Source organism: Actinomycetospora sp. 2LY8.5 (assembly GCF_057180585.1).
The window spans coordinates 62,899-76,531 of sequence record NZ_JBXUHE010000034.1; the positions used below are offsets into that span (position 1 = coordinate 62,899).

The 13,633-nt window shown below is 72.7% G+C and carries 13 protein-coding genes and 1 pseudogene; 7 read left to right on the forward strand and 7 right to left on the reverse strand.

Annotated features, from left to right (window positions below):
* The gene (locus AC2A1K_RS27390) at positions 1-750 is read right to left on the reverse strand and encodes an IclR family transcriptional regulator (RefSeq protein ID WP_483899509.1); all 750 of its coding nucleotides are present in this window, start codon (positions 748-750) and stop codon (positions 1-3) included.
* Between the two features lie 86 nt (positions 751-836).
* On the opposite strand from AC2A1K_RS27390, the gene AC2A1K_RS27395 reads away from it, so the two are divergent.
* Both AC2A1K_RS27395 and purU read left to right on the forward strand, forming a co-directional pair.
* A complete protein-coding gene (locus AC2A1K_RS27395; RefSeq protein ID WP_483899521.1) occupies positions 837-2,201 on the forward strand; it encodes an NAD(P)/FAD-dependent oxidoreductase in 1,365 nt (454 codons plus the stop codon).
* 2 nt (positions 2,202-2,203) lie between these two features.
* A complete protein-coding gene (purU, locus tag AC2A1K_RS27400; protein WP_483899510.1) occupies positions 2,204-3,076 on the forward strand; it encodes a formyltetrahydrofolate deformylase in 873 nt (290 codons plus the stop codon).
* A gap of 189 nt (positions 3,077-3,265) precedes the next feature.
* Here purU and AC2A1K_RS27405 read toward each other — a convergent pair whose 3' ends face one another.
* From AC2A1K_RS27405 to AC2A1K_RS27415, 3 genes are all read right to left on the reverse strand, one after another.
* Positions 3,266-3,673, reverse strand: a complete 408-nt coding sequence (locus AC2A1K_RS27405) for a DUF6069 family protein (RefSeq protein WP_483899511.1) — start codon at positions 3,671-3,673, stop codon at positions 3,266-3,268.
* A gap of 71 nt (positions 3,674-3,744) precedes the next feature.
* Positions 3,745-4,710, reverse strand: coding sequence for a D-erythronate dehydrogenase (gene denD, locus AC2A1K_RS27410; protein WP_483899512.1), 966 nt, complete (start codon positions 4,708-4,710; stop codon positions 3,745-3,747).
* A complete protein-coding gene (locus AC2A1K_RS27415) occupies positions 4,701-6,062 on the reverse strand; it encodes a four-carbon acid sugar kinase family protein (protein WP_483899513.1) in 1,362 nt (453 codons plus the stop codon). The genes denD and AC2A1K_RS27415 overlap by 10 nt, the downstream gene beginning before the upstream one ends.
* A 125-nt stretch (positions 6,063-6,187) precedes the next feature.
* Here AC2A1K_RS27415 and AC2A1K_RS27420 point away from each other — a divergent pair, with 125 nt between their 5' ends.
* Both AC2A1K_RS27420 and AC2A1K_RS27425 read left to right on the forward strand, forming a co-directional pair.
* Positions 6,188-8,602, forward strand: a complete 2,415-nt coding sequence (locus AC2A1K_RS27420; RefSeq protein WP_483899514.1) for a PEP/pyruvate-binding domain-containing protein — start codon at positions 6,188-6,190, stop codon at positions 8,600-8,602.
* Between the two features lie 33 nt (positions 8,603-8,635).
* Positions 8,636-8,875, forward strand: a complete 240-nt coding sequence (locus AC2A1K_RS27425; RefSeq protein ID WP_483899515.1) for a hypothetical protein — start codon at positions 8,636-8,638, stop codon at positions 8,873-8,875.
* Here the strand turns inward: AC2A1K_RS27425 and AC2A1K_RS27430 are convergent.
* Positions 8,851-9,831, reverse strand: a complete 981-nt coding sequence (locus AC2A1K_RS27430; protein ID WP_483899516.1) for a helix-turn-helix transcriptional regulator — start codon at positions 9,829-9,831, stop codon at positions 8,851-8,853. The two genes, AC2A1K_RS27425 and AC2A1K_RS27430, sit on opposite strands and share 25 nt — an antisense overlap.
* A 91-nt stretch (positions 9,832-9,922) precedes the next feature.
* Here AC2A1K_RS27430 and AC2A1K_RS27435 point away from each other — a divergent pair, with 91 nt between their 5' ends.
* Both AC2A1K_RS27435 and AC2A1K_RS27440 read left to right on the forward strand, forming a co-directional pair.
* Entirely contained in the window at positions 9,923-10,318 is a 396-nt protein-coding gene (locus tag AC2A1K_RS27435; protein ID WP_483899517.1) for a RidA family protein, read from the forward strand.
* Positions 10,315-10,818: a DUF488 family protein, N3 subclade gene (locus tag AC2A1K_RS27440; protein ID WP_483899518.1), complete on the forward strand. Its 504-nt coding sequence runs from the start codon at positions 10,315-10,317 to the stop codon at positions 10,816-10,818. The genes AC2A1K_RS27435 and AC2A1K_RS27440 overlap by 4 nt, the downstream gene beginning before the upstream one ends.
* Positions 10,819-10,917: 99 nt before the next feature.
* Here the strand turns inward: AC2A1K_RS27440 and AC2A1K_RS27445 are convergent.
* A pseudogene (locus tag AC2A1K_RS27445) lies at positions 10,918-12,082 on the reverse strand (IS110 family RNA-guided transposase).
* Here AC2A1K_RS27445 and AC2A1K_RS27450 point away from each other — a divergent pair.
* Positions 11,990-12,319: a hypothetical protein gene (locus AC2A1K_RS27450; RefSeq protein ID WP_483899522.1), complete on the forward strand. Its 330-nt coding sequence runs from the start codon at positions 11,990-11,992 to the stop codon at positions 12,317-12,319. The pseudogene AC2A1K_RS27445 and the gene AC2A1K_RS27450 overlap by 93 nt on opposite strands.
* 140 nt (positions 12,320-12,459) lie before the next feature.
* Here AC2A1K_RS27450 and AC2A1K_RS27455 read toward each other — a convergent pair whose 3' ends face one another.
* Positions 12,460-13,497, reverse strand: coding sequence for an HNH endonuclease signature motif containing protein (locus AC2A1K_RS27455; protein WP_483899519.1), 1,038 nt, complete (start codon positions 13,495-13,497; stop codon positions 12,460-12,462).
* Positions 13,498-13,633 lie beyond the last annotated feature (136 nt).

Below are 13,633 nucleotides of genomic sequence, written 5' to 3' on the forward strand. Positions count from 1 at the left end.
CTAGAAGGCGGACGCGATGGTGCGGGCGTGCTCGCGCAGCGTCCCGGCCAGCACCTCGGCCCGCGCCTGGTCGAGCCGCCCGCGCGGGCCCTGCACGCCGAGGATCGCGACGAGGTCGCCGTCGCCGTCGAGCACCGGCACCGCGACACCGACGAGGTCGGGCTCGCGCTCGGCCTGCGAGAGCCCCCAGCCGCGTTCCCGGATCGTCGCGATCTCGCGCTCGAGCGCGGCGAGGTCGGTGATGGTGTGCTCGGTGAAGCGGGTCAGCTCGTCCGGGGCGCGCCCGCCGTGGGCGAGGAAGACCTTCCCGACCGCGGTCGCGTGCCGCACGCTGTTGCGTCCGATCTCGGCGACGCTGCGCACCGACTGCGGGCTCTGCACGAAGTCGAGGGTCATGACGTCGTGCTCGCCGGGCACCGAGAGCGTCGCGGTCTCGCCGCTGACGGCGACCAGGTCCTCCAGTGACGGGCGGGCGATCCGCCGGACGTCGAGCGTCTCCCGCGCCGCGCCGGCGAGCTGCAGGATGCGGATCCCCAGGCCGTAGCGCCCGCTCGCGGGGTGGTGCTGAACGAGCCCGGGGGCGGCGAGCGTCGCGAGCAGCCGCGACACCGTGCTCGCGTTGATCCCCGTGCGGCGGGCGATCTCGTTGGTCCCGAGCTCCTCGCCGGCAGCGGCGAGCACGTCCAGTACCGCGATCGCCTTCTGGACGGACTCGACCTGCCGATCTGCTGGTCTGCCGGTGCGAACCATGGTAATTTCGTCTCCCAGGGTGAAACAGCATTGCCCTCAGGGCAATAGTCGACTCGACGACCATAGCGTCGGAACGGGTGAGAAGCATGGTCCCCTCGAACGTCCGGTATCTGATCATCGGCGCCGGCATCCACGGGCTGTCCACCGCCTGGCACCTCGCCACCGAGCTGCGCGAGCGCGGGCTCGGGGACGGCAGCGAGGTCCTCGTCATCGACAAGACCGGCGTCGGCGCGGGCGCGTCGGGCGTCGCGTGCGGGGTCATCCGCAACAACTACTTCCAGCCCGCGATGCGCCGGCTCATGGCGCACTCGGTCGACGTCTGGGAGTCCGACCCGGAGGCCTTCTCGTACCACGGGATCGGCTACATCCAGGCCGCGCCGGAGGCCATGCACGCCGACGTCGTGCAGATCCACGCCGAGCAACAGGCCATCGGCTACGACTCGCAGCTGGTCGAGGGCGTCGACGCCTGTCACGACTACATGCGCGAGATGTTCTCGGACTGGCAGGCGCCCGGGATCTCGGTGATCCTCCACGAGAAGCGCGGTGGCTACGCCAACAACGTCGCGTCGCTGCGCGGGCTCGAGGAGAAGGTGTGCGCCGCCGGCGCCTCGATCGTCACCGGCGTCACCGTCACCGGACTGCAGTTCAGCGACGACGGAGCGTCGTCCCGTCGCTCCGCTCGGCCCGGTGTCTGCGCCGTCGAGACCGACGCCGGCACGATCGCGTGCGAGCACGTCGTCGTCGCGGTCGGGCCGTGGATCCGCGACCTCTGGGCGATGCTCGAGCTGCCGTCGACGACCGCGGTCCGGATGCCCGACGGCCGGGTGGTGCCCGACGTCCCGATGTGGACGTACTGGGCGCTGCAGGAGGGCATCCTCGGCGTCGACCCGCACGAGTTCGTGGACAACCGCGGCGAGTTCCCGCCCGTGGTCCACGTCGACTCCGACGCGCCCCTCTACGACGACATCGACGGCGAGCTGATCACCGATCGGATCTGGGGCATCTACTACAAGCCCGACTTCCACTTCGGCGGCGTGCAGGGCGGGGCGTCCCCCGAGCAGGTCGGGCGCCCGGCGGACGCGGTGGCCGTCGACCCCTACGGCCCGGCCAGCCCGGAGTTCGTCGTCGGCGAGGACTTCGTGCGCATGTGGACCTCCGCGCTCGCCGTGTGCCACAAGCGCTTCGCGGGCCGCCGCGACGTCTACCGCAAGGAGCCCTCGGGCGGGATCGGCGCGTTCACCCCCGACAGTTTCCCGGTGTTCGATTCCTTCCGCGGGAACGCGTACGTCATCGCGGACTCGAACCACGGGTACAAGATGATCGGTGTGGGCGCGCTGGTCGCGAAGGAGCTGCTCGGCGAGCCCCAGGAGCTGCTGGAGCCCTTCCGCTTCTCCCGGTACGAGGCGGGCGAGCTCCACCCGACGAGCCGTTCGCCGTTCCCCTGGAGCTGACCATGGACCCCTCCCTGCCGGACCCCGACGTGGGGCGCCTCCTCGTCTCCTGCGAGGACGGGCCCGGCATCGTCGCGGCGATCAGCGGGTTCCTCCACGCGCGGGGGGCCAACATCATCCAGTCCGACCAGCAGACCACCGACCCCGTGGGCGGGCGGTTCTTCCTGCGGACCGTCTTCCGGGTGCCGGACCTGCCCCGGTGGCTCCCGGCGCTGGAGGAGGAGTTCGCGGCCGAGGTGGCCGAGCGCTTCGGGATGTCGTTCCGGATGCGGGCGGCGTCGGTGCCGACCCGGGTGGCGCTGTTCGTCTCGCGCTACGACCACTGCCTGCTGGACCTGCTGTGGCGGTGGCGCCGCGGCGAGCTGCCGATCGACGTCGTGCAGGTGGTCTCCAACCACCCCGACCTCCAGAAGGAGGTCGCGTCGTTCGACGTGCCGTACGCGCACATCCCGGTCACGAAGGACACCAAGCCGGAAGCCGAGCGCCAGCAGGCCGAGCTGCTCGACGGGCGGGTCGACCTGGTCGTGCTGGCCCGCTACATGCAGGTGCTCACCGGCGGCTTCCTCGACCGCATCGGGGTCCCCGCGATCAACATCCACCACTCCTTCCTGCCCGCGTTCGCCGGCGCCGGCCCGTACGAGCAGGCCAGGACGCGCGGGGTGAAGCTGGTGGGCGCGACGGCCCACTACGTCACCGAGGACCTCGACGAGGGCCCGATCATCGAGCAGGACGTCGCCCGGATCTCCCACCGTGACCGGGTCGCCGACATCACCCGACGCGGCGCCGACGTGGAACGGAACGTGCTGGCCCGCGCGGTGAAGTGGCACTGCGAGGACCGGGTGCTCCTCGACGGGCACAGCACGATCGTCTTCTGATCCGGCCGTCTTCTGATCCGGCTGTCTTCTGATCCGGCAGCTCGCGTCACGACAGCAGACGTCGCGCGAGGAAGTCGTCTCCTGTCATGAACTCGAGTTCCCTGAGAGGAGGCAGGCAGGAGGTGACGACGGGCGTACCCGGCGTGTCACGAGGGTGTTGCGGGCGCTGTTGTCCGCTCAGCACGGGGGTCAGACGGGGAGCACGCGCCGGAACGCCGGCACCGCGACCAGGGCGCACACCACGTGCATGACCATGAAGGCGACGACCAGGAGCACCGATATCCCGAAGGTGAGCAGGTAGAGGTCGGGGATGAAGCTCAGGACGATCACCACCGGTACCGCCCAGCGCAGCACGGCGGCCGGGCGGGGCACGAACTGACGGATCACGACCCAGCCGACGAAGCCGATGAGGATCCCGATGACGCTGTAGACGATCGCGAACGTCGGGTTGTAGCCGGTGCCCTCGATGACGCCGACCAGCAGGCCGATCAGCGTGTTGACGACCGCGGCGACCACGACCGCGATCAGCACCGCCAGCGCGATGCGGCCCGGTGGGGCGGCGGGCGGGACGGTCCGCGTGCTGACACTGCTGCTCATGACACCCCTCGTGGACGATCCGTGTCGTTTGGTCCGGATCGAGCTTAGGGCAGCCTTGCCTGAAATCGGTGTCAGGTGTGACGGTCGCGGTAGGCGCGCACCACGTCGTCGTAGGAGTCGTCCGCGGTCAGGCCGAGTGCCTGGGCGCGTGGGGTCGCGAAGCTCGGGGGCCAGCTGCCGACGATCGCGACGACCGCCGGGTCCTCCACCCAGTCGACGAGGTCACTCGTGCCGGCGCCGGCGACGCGGTCGAGCGCCGCGGTCATCTCGCGGGGCGTGGTGGTGAGCGCCGGCAGGTTCATCGCGGTGCGGCTGCCCCAGGTGGCGTCGTCGACCTCGGCGGCCCGCAGGATGCCGTCGAGGGTGCGGTCGGGCGAGGACAGGGCCACGGGCATGTCCGGGGGAGCGGGGCACACGGCGTGCTCGCCGGCTAGCGGCTCGCGGATGATCCCGGACAGGAAGCTCGACGCCGCGGCGTTCGGGCGCCCGGGACGCACCGACACCGTCATCAGCCGCACCGAACGCCCGCGCACGAACCCCTTGCGCGTGTAGTCGGCGACGAGCTGCTCGCCGACGAACTTCTGGATGCCGTAACTCGACTGCGGGCGAGGGAGCGTGTCGTCGTCGACCGGACCGACGGGGCCGATCGCCGGGTCGCTGCCGAACACGGCGAGCGAGCTGGTGAAGACGAGCACCGGCGGCGTGGCGTGGCCACGGGCGTACTCGAGCACGGCGCGGGTGCCGTCGAGGTTGGTGTGCATGCCGGCGTCGAAGTCGGCCTCGGCCGCCCCGCTGACGACGCCCGCGAGGTGGAAGATCGCGTCGGCCTCGTCGCCGAGGGCGCGGCTGAGCTCGCCCGCGACGTGCTCGACGCGGGGGTCGGCGGCGACGTTCTCGTCGGGGGCGACGAGGTCGACCACGGTCAGCCGGCTGACCTCGGTGGGTTCGGCGCCACCGATCGACACCGGGCTCGCGAGCAGGCGGCGGCACAGCAGCGTCCCGAGGAACCCGGCGCCGCCGGTGACGATCACGCGCATGCGGCGGCCTCCAGGCGGTCGACGACGTCGGCCAGGGCGTCGTCGTCGCCGACGTTCCCGGCGAACACCACGAGCGGCGGCCCGCTCGTCGGTGCCCAGAGCGACACGATCCCCGGCAGCAGCGACCCTCGCACCCACGCCCGGTCCGCGCGCAGCGACTCGGTGGCGACGTCGGAGGACGTGATGCCGCCCTTGGCGAGGACGTAGGCCGGCGGGTTCGCGGCCACGACGCGGGCGGTCACACCGGTGAGCGCGGCGCTGACCCGGCGCGCGATGTCCAGGCTCTCGGCCTCGTCGTGGCCGGTGACCAGCGTGCGGGAGGTGGAGAGGACGGTGGTGCGGGTCGGCAGCTTCCTGATCAGCTCGGCCGTGGCCTGCTCGAGGTGGTCGTCGTCCCCGTCGAGGATGCGGCGCACGTCGAGCTCGACGCGGGCGAGGTCGCGGCGGGCGGCGAGGCGCTCCAGCTGGCGGCTGGTCCGGCCGACGTGGGAGCCGACGACGACCAGGCCGTGGCCGTCGCCGACGGCGTCCCGCAGCTCGGCGTCGCTGATCGGCGGATGCTCGGGCTGGCCGACGCGGGCGCGGACGAAGGACGGGCCGACGCGGTACACGTAGCGCGCGCCGCCCCGCTCGGCGGCGAGGATCGCGAGGACGGCGGCGCGCAGGTCGTCGTCGACGACGGCGTCGAGGGCGATCACCCGTGCGTCCGGGAGCTCGACCGGGCCGGTGCGCAGGGCGTCGAGTCGCAGCTCGGCGACATCCTCCGCGGGGGTGCGGCCGCCGCTCTTCTCCGCGACCCAGTCGGCGAGCCGGGAGGAGCGGTAGCCGAAGGTCGCGTCGGCGGCGAACTCGCTGTCGGCGACCGGAGTGAGGTCGTCGGAGTCGCGCAGCCAGTGGACGCCGTCGAGCGTGATCCGCCCGGCGTCGGTGTAGGCGGGGGCGAGGATCACCGGGCCGGGGTTCTGGCTCTCGTGCGCGATGACGTCGGTCTCGAGCGGGAAGTGGCCGCGCAGCGTGGAGTCGCCGCGGCTGGCGAAGACGACCTCGCCCCGGGATCTCCGGGCGGCCTCGAGGCAGGCACGCACCACCTCGCGGTCCCGGGCGGCGGCGTCGTCGGGGCCGAGGCTGCGGGTGTTGGTGAGAACGAAGAACGCCGGCGTGCCCTGCGCGAGCGCCCAGTCGACGTCGTCGGCGCCCCAGCGGGTGAGCACCGGCAGGTCGCGGACCGTCTGCGTGCCGGTGGGGTCGTCGTCGAGCACCACGACCGTCGGCGTCCCGGTCAGCGCCTCCCGCACCCGCTCGGCCGGCACCACCCGGACCGGCGGCAGCGCCGCGAGCCGTCCCTGTCCCATCGGCTCATCGTGGCAGCAGCGAGGGCCCGGGGTGTTCCGGCGTGGCGGCCACGGGCGGCACGAAGCACTGAAGGGAGCACCTACGCGCACGACTCGACCGGCGGTGGCGGGAGCACACTGGCGGCGTGGAGTTCGTCCGGACGTTCGCGCAGATCGGTCACGACGACATCGCGCTGGTCGGGGGCAAGGGAGCCAACCTCGGCGAGCTGGTGCGCGCCGGCCTCCCGGTGCCGCCGGGCGTGGTGCTGACGACCGACGCCTACGCCGCGGTCGCGTCCGGGGTCGCGTCCGGGGTCGACGTGACCTCGCCGCACGTCGAGGACGCCTTCCTGGCGCTGGCGGTTCCCGAGGCCATCGCCGGCGAGGTCCGTGCGGCGTACGCCGACCTCGGCGGGGGACCGGTCGCCGTGCGCTCCTCCGCGACGGCCGAGGACCTCGCCGACGCCAGTTTCGCCGGCCAGCAGGAGACCCTGCTCGACGTCCGCGGCGAGGAGGCGGTGCTGACGGCCGTCGTGCGGTGCTGGGCGTCGCTGTGGACCGCGCGGGCGATCGACTACCGCGCTCGCCAGGCCATTCCGCCCGAGGACGTGCGGCTCGCGGTGGTGATCCAACAGATGGCCGACGCCGAGGCCTCCGGGGTGCTGTTCACCGCCGAGCCGACGACGGGGCGTCGCGACCGGATCGTCGTGAGCGCGGCGTGGGGTCTGGGCGAGTCGGTCGTCGGCGGGCTCGCGGCGACCGACGAGCTCGTCGTCGATCGGGCGACGTTCGTCGAGGTCGGGCGCACCGTCGCCGTCAAGACCGAGATGACCGTGGCGACGGGCGGGAGCACCGCGCAGGTCGCGGTGCCGGCCGACCGCCAGCGGGCGGCGGTGCTGGGGGCGGCCGAGGTGGGGGATCTCGCGCGGCTCGGCGTGGCGGTCGAGGAGCACTTCGGCGTGCCGCAGGACATCGAGTGGGTGCGGGCGGACGGGGTGTTCGCGCTGGTCCAGGCGCGGCCGATCACGGCGCTGCCGCCTCCCACCGACCCGCCGCCGAGCGCGTGGCCCTTGCCGTACCCGGGCGGCGCGTACTTCCGCGCCAGCATCGTCGAGCAGATGCCGAGCCCGCTCACGCCCCTGTTCGCCGACCTGATCGACCCGGCGGTGACCGACTCCGTCGGCTCGCTGTTCGCGCAGATGCTGGGCCGCGCCGTGCCGGCCGGCGACATCGCCTTCCCGACGATCAACGGCTACGCCTACTACTTCTACCGGACCCGCGGGCTGGTCTGGATGACCGTGCGGTTCCCGTGGGCGCTGCGCAGCCTGAACCGACCGGAGACGCGCGGGGGCGTGCGCGGGTGGCGCGAGAGGGCGCATCCGCGGTACGCGGCGATCGTCGACCGGTGGAAGGCGAAGGACCTGGCGGCGCTCTCCTCGACGGAACTGCTCGACGGCGTCGTCACCCTGCTGCGGGCGGGCGCGACGTACTACACGGCGGTTCAGTCGGTCATCCCGCTGGCGGCGACCGCCGAGATCGGCTTCACCGCCTTCTACGACCGTGCGGTGAAGCGTGCCGGCGATCCCGCCGCCCATGTCCTGCTCGTCGGAGAGGACAGCGAGCCTCTGCGGGCGGAGCGGTCGCTGTACGCGCTGGCGATGCAGGCCCGCTCGTCGGGGATGGACACGGAGGCGTGGCGGGAGGGGTTCCGCGAGCACCTCGAGCGCTACGGGCACACCGTCTTCGACCTGGACTTCGCCGAGCCCACGCCTGCCGACGAGCCGGGCACGCTGCTCGACACGATCCGGTTCCAGATGTCGGACGCGGGCGTCGACCCGGACGTCCGCCGCGACCGCCTGCGGGCCGAGCGGGACGCCCGGACCGAGGAGCTGCGGGCGCGGCTCGATCCGGTCCGGCGACGTATCTTCGACGCGCTGCTGGCGCGGGCACGCCGGCTGGGGCCGGTCCGGGAGGACGCGCTCGCCGACGTGGGGCTCGCGTGGCCGCAGATGCGGCGGATGCTGGCCGAGCTCGGGGCGCGGCTGTCGGTGGACGTCTTCTGGCTGACGGAGGACGAGCTGCGGGCGGCGATCCGGGGCGAGCAGGTGGACCCGCCGATCGCGGACCGGAAGGCGTTGCGACGCGGGCGGGCGCTGGTGTCGCCGCCGCAGATGCTGCCCGAGGTGACGTGGCTGAGGACGGCCTTCGGGCGCTTCATGCCGGGTGCCGAGACGCCGGCGGGGGAGCAGCTGACGGGCGTGCCGGGTTCGACCGGGTCGGTCACCGCGACCGCGCGGGTGTTGCGGGGCCCGGAGGACTTCGGGGCGATGGCGCCGGGGGAGGTGCTCGTCGCCCGGATGACGACGCCGGCCTGGACGCCCCTGTTCGCGCGGGCGGCGGCCGTCGTGACCGATATCGGCGGGCCGCTGAGCCACAGCTCGATCGTGGCGCGCGAGTACGGCATCCCGGCGGTCCTGGGTACGGGGTCGGCCACCGACCGGATCCGCACCGGCGACCGTGTGCACGTCGACGGCGACGCCGGAACGGTGATCGTGGTCTGAGACGTCCGTATCGTCGGAGGTGAGGTGACGGCGATGACTCAGACCAGAGGTACGGCACGGAACGGCGAGCCGGACGACGAGGTGCCCCCGGTGCCGCAGCGCCCGGCGCCGCGCGTGCCCGAGCACGAGGTGCCCGAGCTCGGCGAGGACGAGGTCCCCGAGGTCGCGCGCGACGACGTCCCGGCGACGCCCGAGACGCCGACGGTGGCCGGGGAGCAGCCGGTCGACATCGTTCACGACCCGCCTGTTCACGACCGGACCGGCGGCGCGTAGGCGGCCACCATCGCGGCGGCGCGCTGGTGCAGGGCGTCGCGCAACCACGGCGGCGACGCGGCGTCCGCGTCCGTGCCGAGCTGCCACAGCGCCCATTCGGCGTGCCGCGCATCCTGGAACGTCACGTCGAGACCGATCCGGCCGTCGGCGGTGGTCTCCTCCTTCTCGACGGCCAGTGCGGTGTCCACCAGCTCCACTCGCCGTGTCGGGGCGACCCGCACGCTGACGACGACCTGGTCGCCCCCGGCGCGGAACCGCGCGCTGCGCTCGTGCCAGATCCGGCTCAGGTCGACATGGTCGGGTCGCTCGGCGGGGTCGGCGAGCTCCTCGGCGGCGAGGACGCGGTCGAGCCGGTAGGTGCGGTCGTTGCCCGAGCGCGTGGCCAGGAGGTAGGTCTGGCCGCGCGCGGTGACCAGGCCGATCGGATCGATCGTGCGCCACTCCGCCGCCGCGTCGACGGCGGCGTAGTGGATGCGGAGCTTGTGCCCGGCCAGCACCGCCCGTCGGACCTCGCCCGCCACGATCTCGGGGACGTCCCCCGGGACGAGCCGGCGGGCCAGGAGGTCGCGGTCGGGGTCGATGAGCATTCGCTGCGCCGCCCCGACCGCGGGGATCCGGTGGTTCTCGGGCAACGCGTCGACCAGTTTGCGGACGGCCGAGGCGAGCGCCGACCCGAGCCCCAACGGCTGCGCGCCGCGGCGGGCTCCGGCGACCAGCAGCGCGAGCGCCTCGTCGTGGCTCAGCCCGGTGAGCTCGGTGCGCAGACCGGGCAGCAGGACGAAGCCGCCGTGTCGTCCGTGCTCCGCGTAGACGGGGACCCCGGCGGCGGACAGCGCCTCGATGTCGCGCATGACGGTCCGGCGGGAGACCTCGAGCTCGCGCGCCAGCACCGCCGCGGAGAGCCGACCCTGCTGGCGCAGCAGCAACACCAGCGAGACCAGGCGGTCGGCGCGCACGTCGGGAACCGTAGCGCGGATCTATGACACAGGATGTCGCCGTTTCGCCGGAGGCTGTCCCTGACGACGTCCCGAGAGGAACGAGGCGACAGTGGAACGGACTTCCGTCAACCCGGTGCCCTGGTCGATCGCGCTGGGGTTCAACCAGGGTGAGCTCGTGTCCGGGCACGCCCGGACGCTGTACTGCTCGGGGCAGACCGCCGTGAGCGAGGACGGCGAGCCGAGGCACGCCGGTGACATGGCCGCCCAGGTGGCGCTGAGCCTCGCCAACCTCGAGGCCGTGCTCGCCGCGGCCGGCATGAACCTCGCGAACCTGGTGCGACTCGACGTCTACGCCACCGACGTCGATCTGCTGCTGCAGCACTACGGGGTGCTGGCGGCGCGGTTGGGCGCTTCGGGGGCGGCGCCGACCACCACGATGCTGGGCGTGACGAGGTTGGCCGTCCCCGCTCTGATGGTCGAGCTGGAGGGAATCGCGGTCGCATGAGCTCCGCTCTGCGCGTGGCGACGGTCGGCGTCTACGGGTTCTCGGCCGAGTCGTTCTTCGGTTGCCTGCGGGCCGCGGACGTGTGCCTGTTGCTCGACGTTCGCCAGCGTCGCGGGGTGCGGGGTCCCGAGTACGCGTGGGCGAACTCGCTGCGGCTCCAGGAGGGTCTCGCGCGCGCGGAGATCGGCTACGCACACCACCCCGAGCTGGCGCCGACCACGGAACTGCGCCGGCTGCAGTACTCCGAGGACGACCGGCGCGGGGTCGGCAGGCGATCACGCCAGGAACTCGGCGCGGAGTACGTCCGTCGGTACACCGCGGAGATCCTCGACCCCGCCGACCTGATGCCGATCGTGGCGGCGCTGCCCGCCGAAGGGATGGCCGCGCTGCTGTGCGTCGAGCGCGACCCGGAGGCGTGTCACCGTTCGCTGATCGCCCGTCGGCTGGCCGAACAGCACCACGTGGCGGTGGACCACCTGCGTCCGCCGTCGCGGGTCTGACCGGTCGTCCCGCGTCAGACATCTGAGGCGTCCGTCGGTCGAGGGCGGGGTGCCGGCCAGGGCTGGAGGCTGGGATGTGGTGGGTTGTGTGGGGTGGTGTCAGCCTGGTTGGAAGGCGCGGGCGGGGTCGTAGGGGGTTGTGGTTGGTAGGCAGTGGTAGAGGCTGCCGAGCATTTTGTTGACGAGGTTTCGTAGTGCGGCGGTGTGTCGTTCTCCGCGTGCTCGGCGGTGGTCGTCGTGGCGTCCGGCTTCGGTGTTGCTGAGTGCGGCGAATGCCCACATGTAGCCGGCGGAGGCGAGGCGTTGGTTTTTCACGGTTCTGGCGAGGACCGCTCGGCTGCGTCCGGAGCTGCGGGTGATGGGGGCTGAGCCGGCGTAGGCCTTGACCGACCGAGCGGAGGCGAATCGGGTTCGGTCGTCGCCGATGTCGGCGAGCGTTCGGGCTCCGGAGATGGTGGATAGGCCGGGAATGCTGGTGATGATCGCCGCGTCGGGATGTTGACCGAACGCGTCTTCGATGGCTCGGGCGAGGTCGCTGACGCAGATCGCGTCGAGCTGTTGGATGAGCGCGAGGGTGTAGCGGCCCATGGCCTGCTCGATCACGGGTGGTCGGCGCAGCGCTGTGGTTGCGGTGAACAGCGCCAGCAGGCGGTCGGTTTCGGTGTCGAGGGCGTGGTGTGATCGAGCGCGGGTGGCCGGCAGTGCGCGCACTGCCGGCCAGGTGAGCTCGGCGGCGGCGGTGGGAGTCGGTGCGGCGCCCAGCACGCGGCGGGCGGCGGGCGGAGTCGAGGCCGGGTCGGTTCTTGCCCTCGAAGCCACGCAGGGCCGCGGTGAAGTATTCGCGCAGGTGAGCGCGGAGCCGGTTGGTGATTCGGCGGCGGTCCCAGATGGCGTCCTGGTGGGTGCGGGTGAGCACGACCAGCCCACCGAGCGGGTCGCTGTCGGCGGGCAGGGGGCGGTGGGTCTCGCGGTCGGTGCGCAGGATGTCGGCCAGTAGGCGGGCGTCGGCCGGGTCGGACTTGGCGTTGGAGACGCTGCGTCGCGACCGGTAGCGCGACGCAGCGAGCGGGTTGATCGCGTAGACCGGGCGCCCGTCGGCGCGCAGCGCGGCCACCAGCAGGCCGCGCGGGGTCTCGATGGCCACCGGGACCGGCCGTTCCTGGCTGTCACCGTGCTCGGCGAGCAGGTCGAGCAGCTGCTCGAGCCCGGCGCGGTCGTCGTCGATGCGCGTCGAGGCCAGCAGCGTGCGGTCCTGATCGACCAGGGCGACATCGTGGTGGTCATCGGCCCAGTCGATACCACGATATACGTGGCTCACGGAGTCCTCCGAATTCCTCCTCGGTGGGTCGAGTGTTCTGTCGAAGAGAGCAGCGTTCTAATAGAAGTGCTCGCAGGCACGGCATCTGAGGGGCTGTCAGTTCTTCGACCGGGCCGGGAGTCCTCCTGTCTGGGACAAGAGCTCGAGGCTCGCGACGGCGGACAAGGAGTCATTCTCGGCTGAACGGTCTGATTCGACCCGAGAACCGAGACCGGGCCAGTCTGAACTCAGGGATCCGGGAGCCTCATGCTTCGGTCCCGACACGGGGGTAGGCCTCCGTCCCGGATGGAAGCCGGCCTGCTGGCCTGCACCCACCAGGGCTATTAGAACGGCGGTGGGTCGTTCGGGTCGTGCGCTGCGGGTGTCGGTGTCGTCTGTTTCGTCGGCCGGGTGCGGCCGGGGCGTCGTCGGCCGGCGGTGCCGCCGGTGCGGGTGAGGAAGTGGTGGCGCCAGGCGGCGTCGTCGGCGGCCTGCTGCACGTCGTCGGGGGTGGTGGTGGGCCAGCCGTCGTCGGGCAGCGGTCGGGGTTGGTGGGCGGGTCGGGGTGCGGGGAGCGGCTCGAGGATCTTTCTGGGGGTGGTGGTGAGGCGTTGCCCGGCGCGGGTGCGGATCGTGAAGTGTCCGGGTCGGGGTTGGCGGACCTGCCAGCCGGCGTGGTGTTTGGCGCGGTGGTGGTGTGTGTCGAGCACTCCGAGGTTCCAGTGCGCGGTGGGTCCGAGCAGCGCCCAGTCGTGGGTGTGGTCGAGCTCGGCGGTGTGGGCGGGGCGGTGGCAGCCGGGGATGACACAGCAGCGGTCGCGGACCCGGATCCAGCGGTCGATCTCGGCGCCGGGTCGGCGCCGGCGGTGGTCGGCGCCGTGTTCGCGGGGTGGGCCGGGGGCCTGCAGTTCGGGCAGCCGGGCGTGGAGCTCCGTGAGCAGTCCGCTCCAGGCGGGGTGGTCGGCGGGGTCGAGGGCGGCGAGCAGCGTCGTCGGGACCTGGAGTTCGACGATGGCGCTGCGTAGGTGGGTCCGCCCCCGCAGCTGCTGATCTCGGCTGCGGGGGCCGGCTGGTCGGGCCGGTCCGGGTGGTCGGATGGGTCCGGGTGCTCGGGCGGGTGGTGTGGGTCGGCGGCGGGCGAGCAGGACGTGGGCGAGGTGGCCGTGGTCGTCGGTGAGCACGATGCGCCATTCACCGTGGTGGGCGGCGGCGAGCAGGGCGCGGGCGTGGTGGGCGAGCACGGTGCCGTAGCCGGGCACCGACGCGGGGAGCTGGTCGAGCCCGAGCGCGGTCGTGAGGCGCAGCCGTAGTTCGCTGGTGCCGCGCCGCGGGCGCCCGGGCCCGGGGTCGGGCTCGCTGTTGGTGTGCGCGAACCTCGACACCAAACAGCCGGGCCTGTCAGATGGTCTGTGTACGAAGATCAGCTGGAGCTGAAGGAGTACACAGTTGACCGTGGCTGAAGATCGGCAGGATGGGCATCCGTTGGGGGTGTCGGCGGCGCCGGAGGGGTCGGCACGT

What these genes read in the sequence shown, in the direction of transcription:
- AC2A1K_RS27425 (WP_483899515.1), top strand. Translation starts at nt 8,636, where the DNA reads ATGACTCAGACCAGAGGTACGGCACGGAACGGCGAGCCGGACGACGAG.
- AC2A1K_RS27395 (WP_483899521.1), top strand. Translation starts at nt 837, where the DNA reads ATGGTCCCCTCGAACGTCCGGTATCTGATCATCGGCGCCGGCATCCAC.
- purU (WP_483899510.1), top strand. Translation starts at nt 2,204, where the DNA reads ATGGACCCCTCCCTGCCGGACCCCGACGTGGGGCGCCTCCTCGTCTCC.
- AC2A1K_RS27405 (WP_483899511.1), bottom strand. Translation starts at nt 3,673, where the DNA reads ATGAGCAGCAGTGTCAGCACGCGGACCGTCCCGCCCGCCGCCCCACCG.
- AC2A1K_RS27415 (WP_483899513.1), bottom strand. Translation starts at nt 6,062, where the DNA reads ATGGGACAGGGACGGCTCGCGGCGCTGCCGCCGGTCCGGGTGGTGCCG.
- denD (WP_483899512.1), bottom strand. Translation starts at nt 4,710, where the DNA reads ATGCGCGTGATCGTCACCGGCGGCGCCGGGTTCCTCGGGACGCTGCTG.
- AC2A1K_RS27440 (WP_483899518.1), top strand. Translation starts at nt 10,315, where the DNA reads ATGAGCTCCGCTCTGCGCGTGGCGACGGTCGGCGTCTACGGGTTCTCG.
- AC2A1K_RS27390 (WP_483899509.1), bottom strand. Translation starts at nt 750, where the DNA reads ATGGTTCGCACCGGCAGACCAGCAGATCGGCAGGTCGAGTCCGTCCAG.